Below are 16530 nucleotides of genomic sequence, written 5' to 3' on the forward strand. Positions count from 1 at the left end.
ATTAACTCATGATATTAAAGTTCATTCTTGGCTTAAACCATTCAAATACGGCTTTATTAAAGCTTATCCAGACTTGAATGAGCGCCAATATAATTAACACTGTAAATATAACCCAGTCAGACAGCACCATTTGCATAAAGCCAAAGTCGACAGTCGTAGGTCCTGCAACAATATTATCAGGGTCATACATGATAACTGGCAGCATGCTGTACAAGGCTAATTGTAAAATGCCATAACCTCTGAGCATATATAATGCAGCTTTTTGTCTACCAGCAACGCCAAGTACCATCATCAAGGTTAACGCACATAATAAAACGCCTTGCTGGGCCATTAAACCACTGACAGAGGTAATGACGTAAACCACCATTAAGGCGATAAGACGCTTTGGAAAGACAGCCTTTTCCGTATCACTTGCGGTACTAACAGTGCCATTTTCTGGTTCGACAATATTTATCTTTTCAGTATCTTGCTGTGGTAAATGTTTATCAGTCATAACGCCTTAACTTTATCTTGAATACATGTGCCAGAAATTGAAACGATTAAGAACAACAATTAATGCTTAGATTGCTTCTTTGGCGTTAGGCGAGAGTCAAGTTCATAAGGTGGTATAACGACACCTAAGTCTTCTTGAACAGGGAATACAGCAACAAACAAATCATCTTCTGACATGCCGCTTACCCAGCGTTCTTGAAATTCATTTAGTGGAATAGACAATGGCTCACAATCTTTCCATTCATCTACAGCCCAAAGTTTAGCGGCTTCTTCTGAAGGCCACATTGGAATGCAATCTTCATCTTCAGTCGTCAACATCACGCAACCGTCTTGGTCTTGCAGACTCCAAATTGATTGCTCTTGTTTAACTTGTTCAACAAGGTAATCGTAACGGGCTTCAGGGGTCATGCTTAGTTGATCTTCAATTGATTTTGGTTTGCTGCTCATGATTGACTCTCATTGAAAAGTGGGACTAATTTAGCGCTAATTAACGCGAATAGGGCATGATAACATTGACTGTTACTTTTAAAAAAGAAAAGAGCACTTTGGGTGCTCTTTGGGATTGGTTATGTTCTGTAGTCTTGCTATAAAAATAGCAAGCTAGTGCTCTGCAGGAGTCTCGAAAAAGCGATAAATCATACCCGCAAGAATAGCGCCTGCAATGGGGGCAACCCAAAATAACCATAATTGTGAAACGGCCCAGTCGCCGACAAATAAAGCGGGGCCAGTGCTCCTTGCAGGGTTAACAGAGGTATTTGATACTGGAATACTGATTAAGTGAATTAGGGTGAGCGCTAAACCTATTGCAATAGGCGCAAAGCCTACAGGCGCTCGTGAGTCTGTTGCACCAAGAATGATTAATAGAAAGAATAGCGTCATCACCACTTCCGTGATTAATACTGACATCATGGTGTAACCACCAGGCGAATGTTCGTCAAATCCATTAGAGGCAAAACCACCCGCTAAACTGAAACCATCTTGGCCACTGGCAATTAAAAATAAGATCCCTGCACCTGCAATCCCCCCAGCCACTTGAGCAATAATATAAGGAGCTAATTCGCCTGTGGGAAAACGTCCCCCAGCCCAAAGACCAAATGAAACAGCCGGATTTAAATGGCAACCAGAAATATGACCAATAGCGAACGCCATAGTGAGAACAGTTAACCCAAACGCTAACGAAACCCCTAAAAGGCCTATGCCTACATCTGGAAATGCAGCCGCTAATACAGCACTCCCACAACCGCCTAATACGAGCCACAAAGTACCGATAAACTCGGCTAACATTTTCTGTTGAATACTCATTTAACTTTCCTTATTAAATTTGAATATTGTTAACACTCATTAACTAATAGTTTTTGAAAACTATCGTTTAAAAATAAATCACTTAGAAATGGCCTAGAAAGAGTTAAGCAGTAAAAATGAATAAATTCAATGATGCTTATGTGAATTTAAATCAGCAGCTAATCAAAACAACTAATGTTGGTGAGCCGTTGAGAGTAAGAAAGTTGTTGTTTACAAAGAATGGTTTACAAAGAATGGCTTACAAATAGAGGTTTAAAACTAGCAACAAGGAAGTTAATCAACAAACGCTGCCAGAAGGGGGCGATGAAAAGCGCTTATTGATTCTTGATTGCACCTTTGTGCAACTTCTTTGTGCAACGGTGTGAATAAATCACTGCTTAGGTTGTCTAGCGTCAACACCGCCTCGATTAAAAGTCTTTATTTCGAACAAAGCTTGGCCGACAAAAGTGAGCTGGCATTAGCTTGCTTGATAAAAGCTTCCTAATACCGCAAAGCGACTCGCGCCAGTGACGACAGGTAGGTTGCCACTTAAACCATGGTGATTACGCATAGCAAGCCAAGCAAATGCAATGCCTTCAACCCACTGCGGATCCATGCCGATATCCGTTGTGGTCGATAGTGAAAAGGTTGGCATCAATAAACTTAATCGCTCCATTAATGCGTTATTCAATGCTCCGCCACCACACACAAAAACATCTCCCTTATCGGTTAATTTGTTAATGTCATTTGCGATACTGTGGCAGGTTAAATCTAGTAATGTTGATTGGATATCAGCAAGACTTAAATGTGAAAAGTTAGCCTTTTGTTGTTCTAACCAGGCTTGATTAAATAATTCTCTACCCGTGCTTTTAGGGTAGGTCATAGCAAAGTAAGGGTGAGATAATAAGTGCTTTAGGAAGTCTTCATCGGTTTTTCCTGAAGCAGCCCACTGCCCAGATTCATCAAACGCAACTTGCTTCTCTTGTAAAATAAACGCATCCATTAGGGTATTACCAGGCCCCGTATCGAAACCAATAACTTGTTCATTTTTACCAGGAAGGTAGGTGATGTTGGCAATGCCACCAATATTTAGAATAACTCTAGGTGTATCGCTTTGGGCAAACATCGCATGATGAAATGCAGGGACTAATGGTGCCCCTTGGCCACCTAACGCAACGTCCTTTCGTCGAAAATCCGCAATAACGTTAATACCCGTTTCAACAGCAATAGTGTCAGGATCGCCAATTTGAAGGGTAAAACCATGTTCCAAATTTGGCATATGCCTAATGGTTTGGCCGTGGCTTCCAATGGCTATAATGTCCGCTTTATCAATTTGTGTCTTGGCTATTAATTCGTTAACTGCTTGAGCAAATAGCAGACCCATAGCTCGATCCATACGCCCCATAATATTAATTTCATCAGTATTTGGAGAACATAAACGATGAAGTTGATTCAAAATATGTGCAGGGATAGCGACTGTATGGCTGGCAACAAGATGACTTTGGTTATCTGAAAAATCCACCAGAACGGCATCTACTCCATCCATGCTAGTGCCTGACATTAAACCAATGAAATAGTGAGGTATACTTTTTGATGCAGTCATATGTATTTACTCAAAATATAGATAGTTACTCAAAATATAGATAGTAACTCAAAAAGTAGTGAGTGAGCCTAATAGACCCACTCATACCTTATTGGGTATTGTCAGTTATTGGCGTATTGCAGTTGTTTATTTTTTTCAATTTTAGCCATGAGTTGTTTACTTAGGGCTGCAAATTGAGTCCGCTCTTTTTTATCGATAGGTTGTGATTTTGGCAACTTGACCGTTCTTGGGTTGCGGTGAACGCCATTAACAATAAACTCGTAGTGTAAGTGGGCTCCGGTGACACGGCCTGTTTTACCTAGTGTTCCAATAATCTCACCCTGTTTTACACTGTCACCACGTTTAACTTTTCGTTTATTTAAATGCAAATATTTGGTGGTGTAGGTGTCATTGTGTTTAATGAATACATAATTACCATTGTACTTGTTGTAGCTTGCTTCAACGACTTTACCTTTACCAGCAGCTTTGATTGGGGTGCCGATAGCGGCCACATAATCAACCCCTCTATGGGCTTTTACTTGACCTGTAACTGGGTGCAAACGTCGAGGATTAAAGCTTGAACTAACATATTTAAAGTCTACAGGTGAGCGCAAGAAAGCCTTTCGCATGCTATTGCCAGATTCTGAATAGTATTCGCCATCTGTATAACGCACTGCAGTATAGCGTTCGCCTTGGTTATAAAATTCTGCTGCTAAAATATTACCTGTACCAATATATTGTCCATCGACATACTCTTCTTCATACATCAGTGAAAAATGGTCGTCTTTTCGAATATCGAGCGCAAAATCGATATCCCAACCAAATATATTGGCCAATTGCATTATATGATTAGCTGAAAGGCCAGCGGTTGCCGCAGCATTCCAGAAGTTACTGCTGATATTGGCAGTAATAAATTTGTTTTCTAAAGTAATGGTTTTTACATTGACCGTTTCTTCAAATTTATCTTCGTTTTTGCTGATCAATAAAGTGGAAATTTTATCCATTTGATAGCTGATTTGGGTAATTTCATCTTGAGCATCTTTAGTTACGATGATTTCTTCACCCGGCATGATTTTAAGCAGGTTCTTTTTAGATTTAGGTAGACGAGTTATTTGATATACATCCCGCGGAGTTAAACCCGCGCGATTCGCTAACCCACCAAAAGTATCACCTTTAGAGACTTTATACGCTTTATGAGACAACAAATCTGCTTCACGGTATGGAACAGCATTTTCCGCATCTTTAGTCGGAGTTAATATCGTATTGTCAGAAGCCGCTAACGGGTTTAAATCTGCAATTGGGCTACTTTCTTTTGAAGGTGTTAATGCTTGCAGCTTTTGCAACGATGTATTTGATTGGGAACCTGTTTGGCCAGGTGGTGTCGGGGTACGAAAAGCTAAAGGGACTGAATACTCTGACTGCTTATTGGGTGAGTTTGTTTCATCGCCTTTATGAGGAGCATTTTGTAAAGACTGTATACGCTCAGAAAGGTCAACTTTGCCCACTTGGGTGTGTTTGGAAGCTTTAGCGTCATCTGAAGGAAATAACACGATAATAACCGTGAAAATAACTAACAAGCTAAGTGCAATTTGATGCGCTTTTGGCAGTAATTTGATTAAAGTGATTAGCTTTGCCATCGACCTATGTACCAGTTTCTCTTTTTCGTTGTAATCCCCTTAGTGTACACACTTTCAATTAGCGTGGCTAACAAGTAACATAGGCCTCTTATTTTTTTATTATAGCTGCAGGAGTAGGTGCCGAAATGGCTGATTTAGACCAAGTGTTAGCAGAAATTAAACGTGGTACCGACGAGATTTTACTCGAGTCAGATCTGCTAGAAAAACTTAAAGAGGGACGTCCTTTAAGAATTAAACTAGGTGCAGATCCAACCGCTCCAGATATTCATTTAGGCCATACGGTTATTCTAAATAAACTGCGCGCGTTTCAAGAGCTAGGTCATGAAGTTATTTTCTTGATTGGTGACTTCACCGGCATTGTAGGTGATCCAAGTGGTAAAAACTCAACACGTCCTCCATTAACTCGTGAAGATGTTCTTGCTAATGCTGAAACCTATAAAGAGCAAGTGTTTAAGATTTTAGATCCAGCTAAAACACGTATTGAATTTAACTCTAGCTGGTTAGAGCCTTTAGGTGCTGCAGGCATGATCCGTTTAGGTTCAAAGCAAACGGTAGCGCGCATGATGGAACGTGATGACTTTAAAAAGCGTTATGCTTCGGGTCAGGCAATTGCCATTCACGAATTTATGTATCCTTTACTACAAGGTTATGATTCTGTAGCCCTTAAAGCTGATGTTGAGCTAGGTGGTACTGATCAAAAGTTCAATTTGTTAATGGGTCGAGAGCTGCAAAAAGCTGAAGGCCAGAAACCGCAAACGGTTATCATGATGCCTTTATTAGTGGGTTTAGACGGTGTGAAGAAAATGTCTAAATCAGCTCATAACTATATTGGTGTGAGTGAGCCTGCGAATGAAATGTTCGGTAAAATCATGTCTATCTCAGACGATTTGATGTGGAGCTACTTTGAGCTTCTTTCATTCCGCCCATTGGCAGAAATCGCGCAATTTAAAGAAGATATTGCTAATGGTCAAAATCCACGTGATGTTAAAATTGCACTAGCAAAAGAAATCATTGCAAGGTTCCATGATCAAGAACAAGCTGATGCTGCTCACCAAGAGTTTATCAATCGCTTCCAAAAAGGTGCGATGCCAGATGACATTGAAGAGATGGAATTTGAGGCTGGTGAAGGGCTAGCGATTGCTAACTTACTTAAAACTGCAGGCTTAGTCGGTTCAACTTCTGATGGTATGCGCATGATTAAGCAAGGCGCTGTTAAAATGGACGGTGAAAAGCTAAGCGATACTCGCCAAGTGTTCGAAGCGGGTTTAACTGCGATTTTCCAAGTGGGTAAACGCAAATTTGCTAAAGTGACTTTGGTTTAAAACTACAGAGACTTTGGTTTAGAACGATAGAGAATTAGGTTTAAAGCAAATTATTTCGGTTTAAAACGATAGTGACTTTGATTTAAACGATTGTGACTTTGATTTAAACGATAGTGACTTTGAAATGAGCACGCTACTGATATCGAGTTCATTACCATCGCTATTAAACGCATAAAAAAACGACTCAAATGAGTCGTTTTTTGTTGTCTGAATTATTGTACTGCAGACAGTTTATTGAGTCTGTAGTTGATCTGACATGGTTTGGTAATCCATTAAATCAACTTGCTCAGTCATTCTTTCTGTATTCATATCAAACTTTAGTGTCGTTACACCCGGTATTGCGATTTCGATAATTTTCCCCGGTTTACCAAACTGCTCGCCCGGACCTCTCAGGTGATAATTACCAATCATTACCACTAATGAACCTGTATTAAACATATGCTCGATATTGAACTTGTATTCTAAAACACCTTCATGGGCTCGCTCAAAAAACTCAATGATATGGCGACCGCCTTGGTAGGTTACATTGGCAGTTTTATCGTAAAACACGCTATCACGATTATAAAAACGACGAAGGGAGCGGTAGTCATGATCGGTTAACGCTTGCATGTATTGCATCGCCATCTGCTGTTCTCTAGGCATTTCGCCCACGACAGCTTGGCTAGTAAAGCTGAATAAACCGCAAAAAATACCACATAACAAACCAATAATTCGCACTTAGGGCCTCTTACTTTTTAAATCAAACGCAGGTAAAGATAAATGCCAGCGTATTGCGCTCAGACGAATAATCAAGGTACTGAACATCGCAAAGAACAGTGCATTAATGCTATCCATGCCAACTTCAATACTCAAGGTGTAACAGATGCCACCGACTATGGAGGCGGTAGCATAGATTTCTGTACGAAGTACCATAGGAACTTGGCGGCACAGTAAGTCACGAATGATACCACCACCCACACCAGTAATTAACCCCATAATGACAGCTGACATACCAGATAAGCCCAACATTAGCGCCTTTTCTGCTCCGATGACGGTAAATAATGCTAATCCAAAGGCATCAGCGACAGGCAAGGTTAATTGAGGCAACTTATGGGGCTTTCTAACGAGTATGAAGCAAGCAAATACTGTGGCTAAAATTACGATGATGTAATTAGGATCGCTTATCCAAAATACTGGTGTTGCACCTGTAAGTGCATCACGGATACTCCCACCGCCAATAGCAGTAACGGATGCTAAAACAATAACACCAAAAGGGTCCATCCGGTGTTTACCTGCAGCTAAGGCGCCAGAAAGGGCAAAAACTGCGGTACCGCATAAATCAAAAAAGTAAATCCACTCGAAATTAATCATTTGAGTGCTCTTTAGTGTGTGATTTTGCCGGATTTATCTCTTGTTTACAGTGCTGCTGACAGCTTAACTCTTTAATGTGAATGTTAAGTGCATCGACTGAGATCCTAATCTCGATGACAGATAAAATAAGTGAGTAGAGTAAAAACAGCAAACTCAGACCAAAAACAATTGAACCTGTATGGAAAAAACCAAGATAGATAAAAATCATGCTAATGACACAAATTGCAAAGCTGACAACACCTGCTTCTTGCATGCGTCTAATTATGCTAATGCGCTGTCTTAGGTTTTTGATTTGCTCATTGTCAACAGGCTTACCTGAGGCACTGAGGTTTCTGATAAGAGCAGCTAAAGAAAAAAAGCGATTGGTATAGGCAAGTAACAACAATGAAATTGCAGGAAATAATAAACCGGGTGTCGTTAATGAAATTTGGATGTTATCTAACAAGACAGTTTGCCTCAAATGGAACGGGATAAATCATTTAGCTGGTTATAATAACTCTTTTGTAAAAAAAGTTACATTGCTTGTAACCATCTTAATGCTGTCCACAAAATAGGGATGGCGATAGTAAAAAATATCCAAAAAGTCACCGCCCAAGAAGTCAGGCTGATGGCGTTCTTAATATCGTTTACCAAAGGCAGTCTAGAGGGGTTTATTTTACTGGCATTAACTCGCTGCTCCTTATGGCCAATAATAAACTTCTGCGGGCCACCTAATTCAATTTCTAGAATTTTACTGCCAATGTATAAACTTGAATAACCATAAATTCCCCCTGTATGCGAAGGCTGTTTAAATAGAATAGCAATATTTTTAAAGCCACCTTGCAGGACTAAGGTGAAGTTCCATAACCAAATTGGTAAGGCATAGATAATGCGATTAATGATGTATATCGGAGCACTAAAAAAGCGATACTGAGGTACGTAATTAGGCCAGCAATGCTCTAATTGTTTTAGTAAATGCAGAAACAACACAAGTGGTGTGCCGCCGATAGCGTAAAACAAAATTGTCGCCACAGTGCCATAGCTTGGCGATATAAGCAGTCTTTCTATGGTGGATTTTGCAATGCCTACTTCGGATAAACTATCTGTTTGCTGGGTTAACCATGGTGAAAGATAACTTCTTGCTGAGGCTTTTTGTTCGTGTTCAAGTGCACTAACGACATCTTTAGCAACAGGCTTAAACCCAGCATCACTGATACAGAAATACAGTAAAACAAAATCGAAAAACCAAGGGTAGGCGGCTAACGATAAAATAAAATAAATCGTAAACCAAATTGGTATCACTAATAAAATGGTGGACAGTAAACCTGCAGTTAATTGTTGCTTAGGATTACGCTGTGGATGATTTACTTTTTGACTAAGCAGAATAGCCAGTTGATGAAACCAAACAACAGGGTGGTACTTTCTTGAAATAGGCGCGACTCGTGAAATCAGTAACGCCATAAACAGCACTAGGCAACTCTGCAATAAGCTACCATCTCTTAGAATCAGTTGTTCGTAAAAAGTGCTATCAATCAATTTAGTTTAACCACCCCAATGTTTACCATCTTAGCTATTAAAGCCAAAGTTTTATGGTTGGATTATAGCTGTTTTAATAATGCGATGACCATTAATGCAGAGTAATGACCCGCTTTAACAATATATGAATCGAAATCGACAGCAGAGTCATTGTTGGCATTATCTGAAAGTGAGCGAATAACAACAAATGGTACTTCAAATTGGTGACAAACTTGCGCAATAGCAGCCGCTTCCATTTCACATGCAGCCATCTTAGGGAAGTTGTTCAACATGATTTTTGTACGTTCAGGATCGCAAATGAAGCTATCACCAGTGGCAATTAAGCCTTCGATGACTTGCGCTTCACCTAAAGATGAAATTGCCGCTTTAGCTGCTTCAACTAATTTAGTGTCAGGAATGAATGCAGCAGGCTGAGAGGCCATTTGACCTATTTCGTAACCAAAAGCGGTGACATCAACATCGTGGTGACGTACTTCTGAAGAAATAACAATATCGCCAATATTTAAGCTATCAACAAATCCGCCAGCAGAACCTGTGTTAATCACTGCTGTAACGTTGAAGTTATTAATGACTAATGTGGTCGCTATACTGGCAGCGACTTTACCAATACCAGAGCGAGTAACCACTACATCGTGACCCGATAATTGACCTTCAACAAACTCGATGCCAGCCACTTTTGAATGAACTGGATTCGTCATAGTTTCGATTAAGTGAGCAACTTCAGGTTCCATTGCACCAATAATAGCGATTTTCATAAACTGATTCTCATTGATTAGTTTGCCAATTTCAGGTTTTTGGCATTAATAAGATAGCTAAGTTGAGTTTTATACTTGCTGATAAAAACAAATCTTTTACTCACTGTAAGTCTTAGCTTTAAAGATGGCGGCTAATATAGCACATATGGTTAAATCAGAACTGAGAGCGGTATAAATTTTATCAATAAAAAAAGCGCATTTTTCAATGCGCTTTCTAGTGTGCTGTTTAAAGCAGAGTATTAACTCATGCTGGTTTACAATTTATGCATCTTCAAAAGAGTTTAATATTCCTTGAGCGGCATCTCTGCCTTCTGCGATAGCTGTTACCACAAGATCTGATCCTCGCACCATGTCTCCACCCGCAAATACTTTAGGGTTAGTGGTTTGAAAAGGATTATCATCAAACTTACTGGCTTTAACTAAACCCCATTCATTGGTTTCAATACCAAAATCGGTAAACCAAGGCGCTGGGCTTGCTTGGAAACCAAAAGCAATGATGATGGCATCGGCGTCAAGTACTTGCTCGCTACCAGGAATGACTTCAGCTTTTTTACGACCAGACTCATCGGCTTCACCCATTTGGGTTTCAACGCATTCAATGCCTGTCACTACGCCGTCTTGTTCTTTAATAGCAACAGGTTGGCGATTAAATAAGAAGTTGACACCTTCTTCACGTGCATTTTGTACTTCACGGCGAGAGCCTGGCATGTTGGCTTCATCACGTCGATAAGCACAAGTCACGCTTTTAGCACCTTGTCTAACTGCAGTACGGACACAATCCATTGCGGTATCACCACCGCCTAAAACAACCACATTTTTACCTTCAAGGCTTTGGTATGGATTGTCTTGGCATTGAGTCCCCATCAGTTCATGAGTATTGCCAATAAGGTAAGGTAGCGCTTGGATAACACCTTGGCTTTCTTCACCTGGTAGACGTGCTTTCATTGCCGTGTAAGTTCCCATTCCTAAGAACACAGCATCATACTCATCGAGTAGGGTTTGAAATGGAATGTCTTTACCAACAGTGACACCCATTTTAAATTCAATACCCATGCCTTCAAGGACATTACGACGTGTTTGCATTACATCTTTATCAAGCTTGAAAGACGGAATACCGTATGTCAGTAGACCACCGATTTGTGGGTATTTGTCATACACCACAGCTTTAACGCCATTACGGCTAAGAATGTCAGCACAACCTAAGCCAGCCGGACCTGCACCAATAATCGCCACTCGCTCTTTACGAGGGGTTACGGTACTCATGTCTGGTCGCCATCCTTGGCTAATCGCGGTGTCAGTAATGTATTTTTCAACATTACCAATGGTTACAGCGCCAAAGTCATCATTAAGGGTACAAGCACCTTCACAAAGCCTATCTTGAGGACAAACACGACCACAGATCTCTGGCAGGGTGTTTGTCTCATGTACCAAGTCAGCAGCTTCAAGAATACGGCCTTGTTCTGCCAGCTTTAACCAGTTTGGAATATAGTTATGTAGCGGACATTTCCACTCACAATAAGGGTTACCACAATCTAAACAACGGTCAGCTTGCTCTGCCACTTGTGGCTGAGAAAAAGGCTGATAGATTTCGATAAACTGGGTTGAACGCTCTGCTGCAGAGTGCTTGGTTGGATCTTTACGATCCACCTCGATAAATTGAAAGTCATTACTCATCTAAATTACCCCGCCTTCACAGCTAGTTCCGGGCTTTTTTGCTCAATTTTGAGCAAGTCTGCAACGGCAATATTTTTAGGCTTAACTAATACAAAACAGTCTAACCAATTCTCAAAATCACTTAGAATCATCTTGGCATGTTCACTACCTGTGGCTTCAACATGCGCTTCAATCAGCTCTTTAAGATGTTGCTGCTGAATTTTCGATTCTAATTTTTGTGTGTCGACAAGTTCAGTGTTTACTCGGCGGCTAAAGTGATTGAATCTATCGAAGATGTAAGCAAAGCCACCAGTCATACCTGCGCCGAAGTTCACGCCAGTTTTACCGAGGACCACTACGATACCGCCAGTCATGTACTCACAGCCGTTATCTCCTACGCCTTCTACCACAGCGATAGCGCCAGAGTTACGAACGCCGAAACGTTCACCTGCTTGGCCTGCTGCATAAACGCGGCCGCCAGTTGCACCATATAAACAGGTATTACCCATAATCGCGCTTTGTTCACTTTGGAAAGGACTACCTACAGGCGGGTTGATGACAATTTTGCCGCCAGACATGCCTTTACCAACATAATCGTTAGCATCGCCAACCAGTTTCATTTCAAGGCCTGGACTGTTCCAAACCCCGAAACTTTGCCCAGCACTGCCGTTAAATTGCAGTGATATAGGTTCTTTAGCGCCGGTCACACCTACATTTGTGGCGATATAACCTGAAAGTGCAGCACCAACTGATCGGTTTGTGTTATTGATGGCATATTGCTTAGTGAACGCTTTACCTTCAAGAACCGCTTGGGCTGTATCAGTCACAATTTGCAGGTTAAGTTCACCTTTATCAGAAGGCGGGTTTAACTCTTTCCAAGTGATTGCGCTGCCTTCAGCAACTTTAGGCTGGTATAAAATAGGCGCTAAATCTAAACCAAGCTGTTTAGCTGTTTTACCTTCAAGGGCATAGAGCCAGTCAGTACGACCAACCATGTCTTCAAATTTAGCAACACCTAAGGTTGCCATCCATTCACGAACTTCTTGTGCTACAAACTCAAAGTAAGTAATCACTCGTTCAGGTAAGCCGTGGTAATGCTTGTCACGCAAGTTCTTGTCTTGAGTAGCAACACCAGTTGCACAGTTATTTAAGTGGCAAATACGTAAATACTTACAACCTAGGGCAATCATTGGCACAGTACCAAAACCAAAGCTTTCTGCACCTAACAGCGCTGCTTTAACAATGTCTAAGCCCGTTTTTAAACCGCCATCTACTTGTAAACGAATTTTATGACGCAGGCCATTTTCCACCAATGATTGGTGTACTTCTGCAAGACCTAACTCCCAAGGTGATCCGGCATATTTAACAGAGGTCACTGGGCTTGCACCGGTACCACCGTCATAACCAGAAATAGTGATCATGTCGGCGTAGGCTTTGGCTACACCTGTGGCAATGGTGCCAACACCTGGTTCTGATACCAGCTTCACTGAAACAAGTGCTTTAGGATTGATTTGTTTTAAATCGAAAATGAGCTGAGCTAAATCTTCAATTGAGTAAATATCGTGATGCGGTGGCGGTGAAATCAAAGTAACGCCAGGGCGCGCATGACGAAGACCTGCAATTTCTACACTGACCTTATGTCCTGGCAACTGCCCACCTTCACCAGGTTTTGCACCTTGAGCAACTTTAATTTGCAGCACATCGGCATTCACGAGGTAATGAGCAGTGACGCCAAAGCGGCCTGAAGCAATTTGCTTAATGGCAGAGTTACGTTCGCTATTAAATCGATTCGCGTCTTCGCCACCTTCACCTGAATTTGAGCGACCACCGATACGGTTCATCGCAACAGCTAAGGCTTCATGGGCTTCAGGGCTTAATGCACCAATACTCATTGCTGCACTATCAAAGCGTGGGAATAAGTTCTCAGCAGCTTCTACTTTAGACTCTTCAATTGCTTGATTAGTACCTTTCACGCCGATTAAATCACGCAGTGTTGCAATTGGGCGATCGTCGACTAAAGCGGCAAACTTTTTGTATTTTGGATAATCTTGCTCTTTAAGACTCTGCTGTAGTGTATTGACTACGTCAGGGTTGAAGCTGTGGTATTCGCCACCTTCAACATACTTCAATAAGCCGCCTTGAGGTAATGGCACATGGGCACGATACGCAGCGGTATGAAGTTTCTTTTGATCGGCAGCTAGATGCTCAAAGCTCGCACCTTCGATACGGCTAATAACACCTTTAAAGCAAAGCTCAATAACATCAGACGATAAACCGACAGCTTCAAACTGTTGACTACAACGGTAAGAACCCACAGTACTGATGCCCATTTTAGACATAATCTTACGCAGGCCTTTCTCAATGCCTTGACGGAAGTTAAGCATCAATTTGCTGTCATCTTCAATTTGGTTTTTCTTGGCCATTGCTGAAATTGATTCATACGCTAAATATGGGTAAATCGCGGTAGCGCCAAAGCCAAGTAAAACAGCAAAGTGATGTGGATCTCGAGCAGATGCTGTTTCAACGATAATATTGGTATCACAACGTAAGCTTTTATCGACCAGACGTTGTTGAACAGCGCCCACAGCCATAGCAGCTGGAATTACCTGTACGTTTTTAGCAGTCGCACGGTCAGATAATATCAGCAGCGTTGTGCCACTTCGCGCTAAACGCTCAGCGTCATCGGTGATACGTTCAATCGCTTGTTGTAAGTTTTCATGAGCATCGTAATTAAGATCAACTGTATTAGCGCGATAGTAAGTGCTATCGAGTCCTAATAATTGATTGAAATCACTGAATAATAAAACAGGTGAGTCGAACATGACTCGGTAAGCAACGCCTGTTGTTTCGCAAAATAGATTTTGTTCACGTCCCACACAAGTGGTTAATGACATCACATGTTTTTCACGTAATGGATCGATAGGAGGGTTAGTCACCTGAGCAAACTTTTGACGGAAGTAGTCATAAAGAGAGCGAGACTTTTTCGACAATACGGCCATTGGCGTATCGTCACCCATTGAACCTGTGGCTTCTTCACCTTTGCTGGCTAATACCCAAATTACTTGTTCAAGTTCTTCGCGACTATAGCCAAATTGCTTTTGGTATTGAAGCAATACATCAGTGGTAAAGTTGCTTGCGCCTTGTTGTGCTGCTTCTATCTCGTTGGCAGGCACTAATGTACGGCTGTTTTTAGACATCCATTCTTTATATGGGTGACGACGTTTTAAATCGTTATCAATTTCAAACGATGAATATAGACGACCATTCATGGTATCTAAAACAAGTAACTCGCCAGGGCCGACTCGGCCTTTTTCGACAACTTCATCTGCAGAGTAATCCCAAATACCGACTTCAGAGGCCAGTGTAAGGATTCTATCTTTAGTAATAACGTAGCGAGAAGGGCGCAGACCGTTACGATCGACAGCACACGCTGCGTGACGACCATTACTCATTACAATGCCTGCAGGGCCATCCCAAGGCTCCATATGCATGGAGTTAAAGTCGTAGAAGGCTTTTAACTCGTCATCCATTTCTGGATTACTTTGCCATGCTGGTGGGATCAGCAAGCGCATCGCGCGATAAAGATCCATTCCGCCAGATAACAACATTTCAAGCATGTTATCTAAAGAAGAAGAGTCTGAACCTGTCTCGTTTACAAAAGGGGCTGCTTGTTGCAAATCAGGTAGTAGTGGAGAATTAAACTTGTACGCACGGGCACGAGCCCATTGTCTGTTACCCGTAATGGTATTAATTTCACCGTTATGGGCTAAGAATCTAAATGGCTGAGCTAAAGGCCACTTTGGTGATGTGTTTGTAGAAAAGCGTTGATGGAATAAACAAATCGTACTCTTTAAACGGATATCTGCGAGATCAGTATAAAAAGATGGCAAGTCTGCTGGCATCATCAAGCCTTTATAGACGATAACCTGACCAGATAAACTTGCTACGTAAAAATCTTTATCATCTACAATTTGTTGTTCAAGGCGACGTCTTGCCATATATAGACGACGCTCTAAATCTTTTTCACGCCAACCGACAGGTGCGTTAATTAACACCTGATAGATTTGCGGCAAACTTTTACGGCCGATCTCACCAAGTACATCTGGGTTTACTGGGACTTTTCTCCAGCCCGCAACACTCAAGGTTTCACGTTGTAGTTCTTTTTCTAAAATCGCTTTTGATGTTTCTGCCTTTACTGGGTCTTGGCTTAAAAAAAGCATCCCCACTGCAAATTTTCGGCTTAAGTGCCAATCATTCTCTGTTGCTACTGCAGCAAAAAAGTCTTTAGGCATCGACATTAATAGTCCACAGCCATCACCTGTGCGACCATCCGATGCAATACCACCACGGTGCTTCATTCTGTCTAAACCGTGAATTGCTGTGCGGACAATACGATGGCTAGCATCGCCATCCATTTGGGCTATTAAACCGAAACCACAATTGTCCCGCTCAAAGCTGGGATGATATAAGCTCATACAAAAACTCCCTAAACCTAACTTAATACGACTCGGATAATGCGGAGAAGTTCTCATAGATATGCACCCGAACCACCCAAATTAGCCCGATAATGAATAAAGGTCAAACTTAAATTACTCAACAAAATGAATTGTAATTGCCATTACAAATGTAAAAAAAAACCTTGTTGACGTTAACGTAAACTGTGTATTTGTTCGTATAACCTTATGAATAAAAAGAATTTTAAAAACACAAAAAAAATCACGTTACTTTTTGTTAACACTTTAGAGTAATTGATTTAGTTTTATAAATAGTGAATTTATTTTCAAGTACAGTGCTAATTAACTATTTGGATAATATGAATATAAATTCACTCTTATCAAATGGTTTATAAATACGAATATTAAAAAATGTGACCTCAGAATTTCACTGTCGAAAATATGTGCAATTTATTTGATGATTTATTGATATAGCACCAAGTTTTAGTT

Annotated in this window: 12 protein-coding genes and 1 pseudogene; 1 reads left to right on the top strand and 12 read right to left on the bottom strand. The window is 41.1% G+C overall.

What is annotated here, in order from left to right:
- Position 1: 1 nt before the first annotated feature.
- The 5 genes from FNZ24_RS14035 to FNZ24_RS14055 all read right to left on the bottom strand — a co-directional run bounded on the left by FNZ24_RS14035 (position 2) and on the right by FNZ24_RS14055 (position 4992).
- Positions 2-493 (bottom strand): hypothetical protein, encoded by a 492-nt coding sequence (locus tag FNZ24_RS14035; RefSeq protein ID WP_228768495.1) that lies wholly within the window; start codon positions 491-493, stop codon positions 2-4.
- A gap of 59 nt (positions 494-552) precedes the next feature.
- Positions 553-939, bottom strand: a complete 387-nt coding sequence (locus FNZ24_RS14040) for a DUF2750 domain-containing protein (RefSeq protein ID WP_153915317.1) — start codon at positions 937-939, stop codon at positions 553-555.
- Positions 940-1092: 153 nt separating this feature from the next.
- Positions 1093-1794: an aquaporin Z gene (aqpZ, locus tag FNZ24_RS14045; RefSeq protein WP_153915319.1), complete on the bottom strand. Its 702-nt coding sequence runs from the start codon at positions 1792-1794 to the stop codon at positions 1093-1095.
- A gap of 457 nt (positions 1795-2251) precedes the next feature.
- Positions 2252-3376 (bottom strand): anhydro-N-acetylmuramic acid kinase, encoded by a 1125-nt coding sequence (locus tag FNZ24_RS14050; RefSeq protein WP_153915321.1) that lies wholly within the window; start codon positions 3374-3376, stop codon positions 2252-2254.
- Between the two features lie 101 nt (positions 3377-3477).
- On the bottom strand, positions 3478-4992 hold the full coding sequence (locus FNZ24_RS14055) for a peptidoglycan DD-metalloendopeptidase family protein (protein ID WP_153915323.1): 1515 nt from the start codon (positions 4990-4992) through the stop codon (positions 3478-3480).
- 125 nt (positions 4993-5117) lie between these two features.
- Between FNZ24_RS14055 and tyrS the strand changes: the two genes are divergently transcribed.
- Complete coding sequence (tyrS, locus tag FNZ24_RS14060) at positions 5118-6314, top strand: tyrosine--tRNA ligase (RefSeq protein WP_153915325.1); 1197 nt, start codon at positions 5118-5120, stop codon at positions 6312-6314.
- Between the two features lie 231 nt (positions 6315-6545).
- Here tyrS and FNZ24_RS14065 read toward each other — a convergent pair whose 3' ends face one another.
- The 7 genes and pseudogenes from FNZ24_RS14065 to gltB form a co-directional block, all read right to left on the bottom strand.
- On the bottom strand, positions 6546-7022 hold the full coding sequence (locus tag FNZ24_RS14065; RefSeq protein ID WP_416384842.1) for a nuclear transport factor 2 family protein: 477 nt from the start codon (positions 7020-7022) through the stop codon (positions 6546-6548).
- 9 nt (positions 7023-7031) lie between these two features.
- Entirely contained in the window at positions 7032-7664 is a 633-nt protein-coding gene (locus FNZ24_RS14070; RefSeq protein WP_194945066.1) for a trimeric intracellular cation channel family protein, read from the bottom strand.
- Positions 7665-7725: 61 nt separating this feature from the next.
- Positions 7726-8097: pseudogene (locus FNZ24_RS14075) on the bottom strand (DUF2721 domain-containing protein); the annotation flags it as partial.
- An 80-nt stretch (positions 8098-8177) separates the two neighbouring features.
- Positions 8178-9179, bottom strand: coding sequence for a cobalamin biosynthesis protein CobD/CbiB (locus tag FNZ24_RS14080; RefSeq protein ID WP_153915327.1), 1002 nt, complete (start codon positions 9177-9179; stop codon positions 8178-8180).
- Positions 9180-9241: 62 nt separating this feature from the next.
- On the bottom strand, positions 9242-9934 hold the full coding sequence (locus FNZ24_RS14085; RefSeq protein WP_153915329.1) for a 5'-methylthioadenosine/adenosylhomocysteine nucleosidase: 693 nt from the start codon (positions 9932-9934) through the stop codon (positions 9242-9244).
- Between the two features lie 261 nt (positions 9935-10195).
- On the bottom strand, positions 10196-11608 hold the full coding sequence (locus FNZ24_RS14090; RefSeq protein ID WP_153915331.1) for an FAD-dependent oxidoreductase: 1413 nt from the start codon (positions 11606-11608) through the stop codon (positions 10196-10198).
- A 5-nt stretch (positions 11609-11613) separates the two neighbouring features.
- Positions 11614-16062, bottom strand: coding sequence for a glutamate synthase large subunit (gltB, locus tag FNZ24_RS14095; protein ID WP_153915377.1), 4449 nt, complete (start codon positions 16060-16062; stop codon positions 11614-11616).
- Between the last annotated feature and the right edge of the window lie 468 nt (positions 16063-16530).

The organism is Shewanella sp. TC10 (assembly GCF_009663145.1).
GTDB lineage: Bacteria > Pseudomonadota > Gammaproteobacteria > Enterobacterales > Shewanellaceae > Shewanella.

What these genes read in the sequence shown, in the direction of transcription:
- FNZ24_RS14040 (WP_153915317.1), bottom strand. Translation starts at nt 939, where the DNA reads ATGAGCAGCAAACCAAAATCAATTGAAGATCAACTAAGCATGACCCCT.
- FNZ24_RS14070 (WP_194945066.1), bottom strand. Translation starts at nt 7,664, where the DNA reads ATGATTAATTTCGAGTGGATTTACTTTTTTGATTTATGCGGTACCGCA.
- tyrS (WP_153915325.1), top strand. Translation starts at nt 5,118, where the DNA reads ATGGCTGATTTAGACCAAGTGTTAGCAGAAATTAAACGTGGTACCGAC.
- FNZ24_RS14050 (WP_153915321.1), bottom strand. Translation starts at nt 3,376, where the DNA reads ATGACTGCATCAAAAAGTATACCTCACTATTTCATTGGTTTAATGTCA.
- gltB (WP_153915377.1), bottom strand. Translation starts at nt 16,062, where the DNA reads ATGAGCTTATATCATCCCAGCTTTGAGCGGGACAATTGTGGTTTCGGT.
- FNZ24_RS14085 (WP_153915329.1), bottom strand. Translation starts at nt 9,934, where the DNA reads ATGAAAATCGCTATTATTGGTGCAATGGAACCTGAAGTTGCTCACTTA.
- FNZ24_RS14090 (WP_153915331.1), bottom strand. Translation starts at nt 11,608, where the DNA reads ATGAGTAATGACTTTCAATTTATCGAGGTGGATCGTAAAGATCCAACC.
- aqpZ (WP_153915319.1), bottom strand. Translation starts at nt 1,794, where the DNA reads ATGAGTATTCAACAGAAAATGTTAGCCGAGTTTATCGGTACTTTGTGG.
- FNZ24_RS14055 (WP_153915323.1), bottom strand. Translation starts at nt 4,992, where the DNA reads ATGGCAAAGCTAATCACTTTAATCAAATTACTGCCAAAAGCGCATCAA.
- FNZ24_RS14035 (WP_228768495.1), bottom strand. Translation starts at nt 493, where the DNA reads ATGACTGATAAACATTTACCACAGCAAGATACTGAAAAGATAAATATT.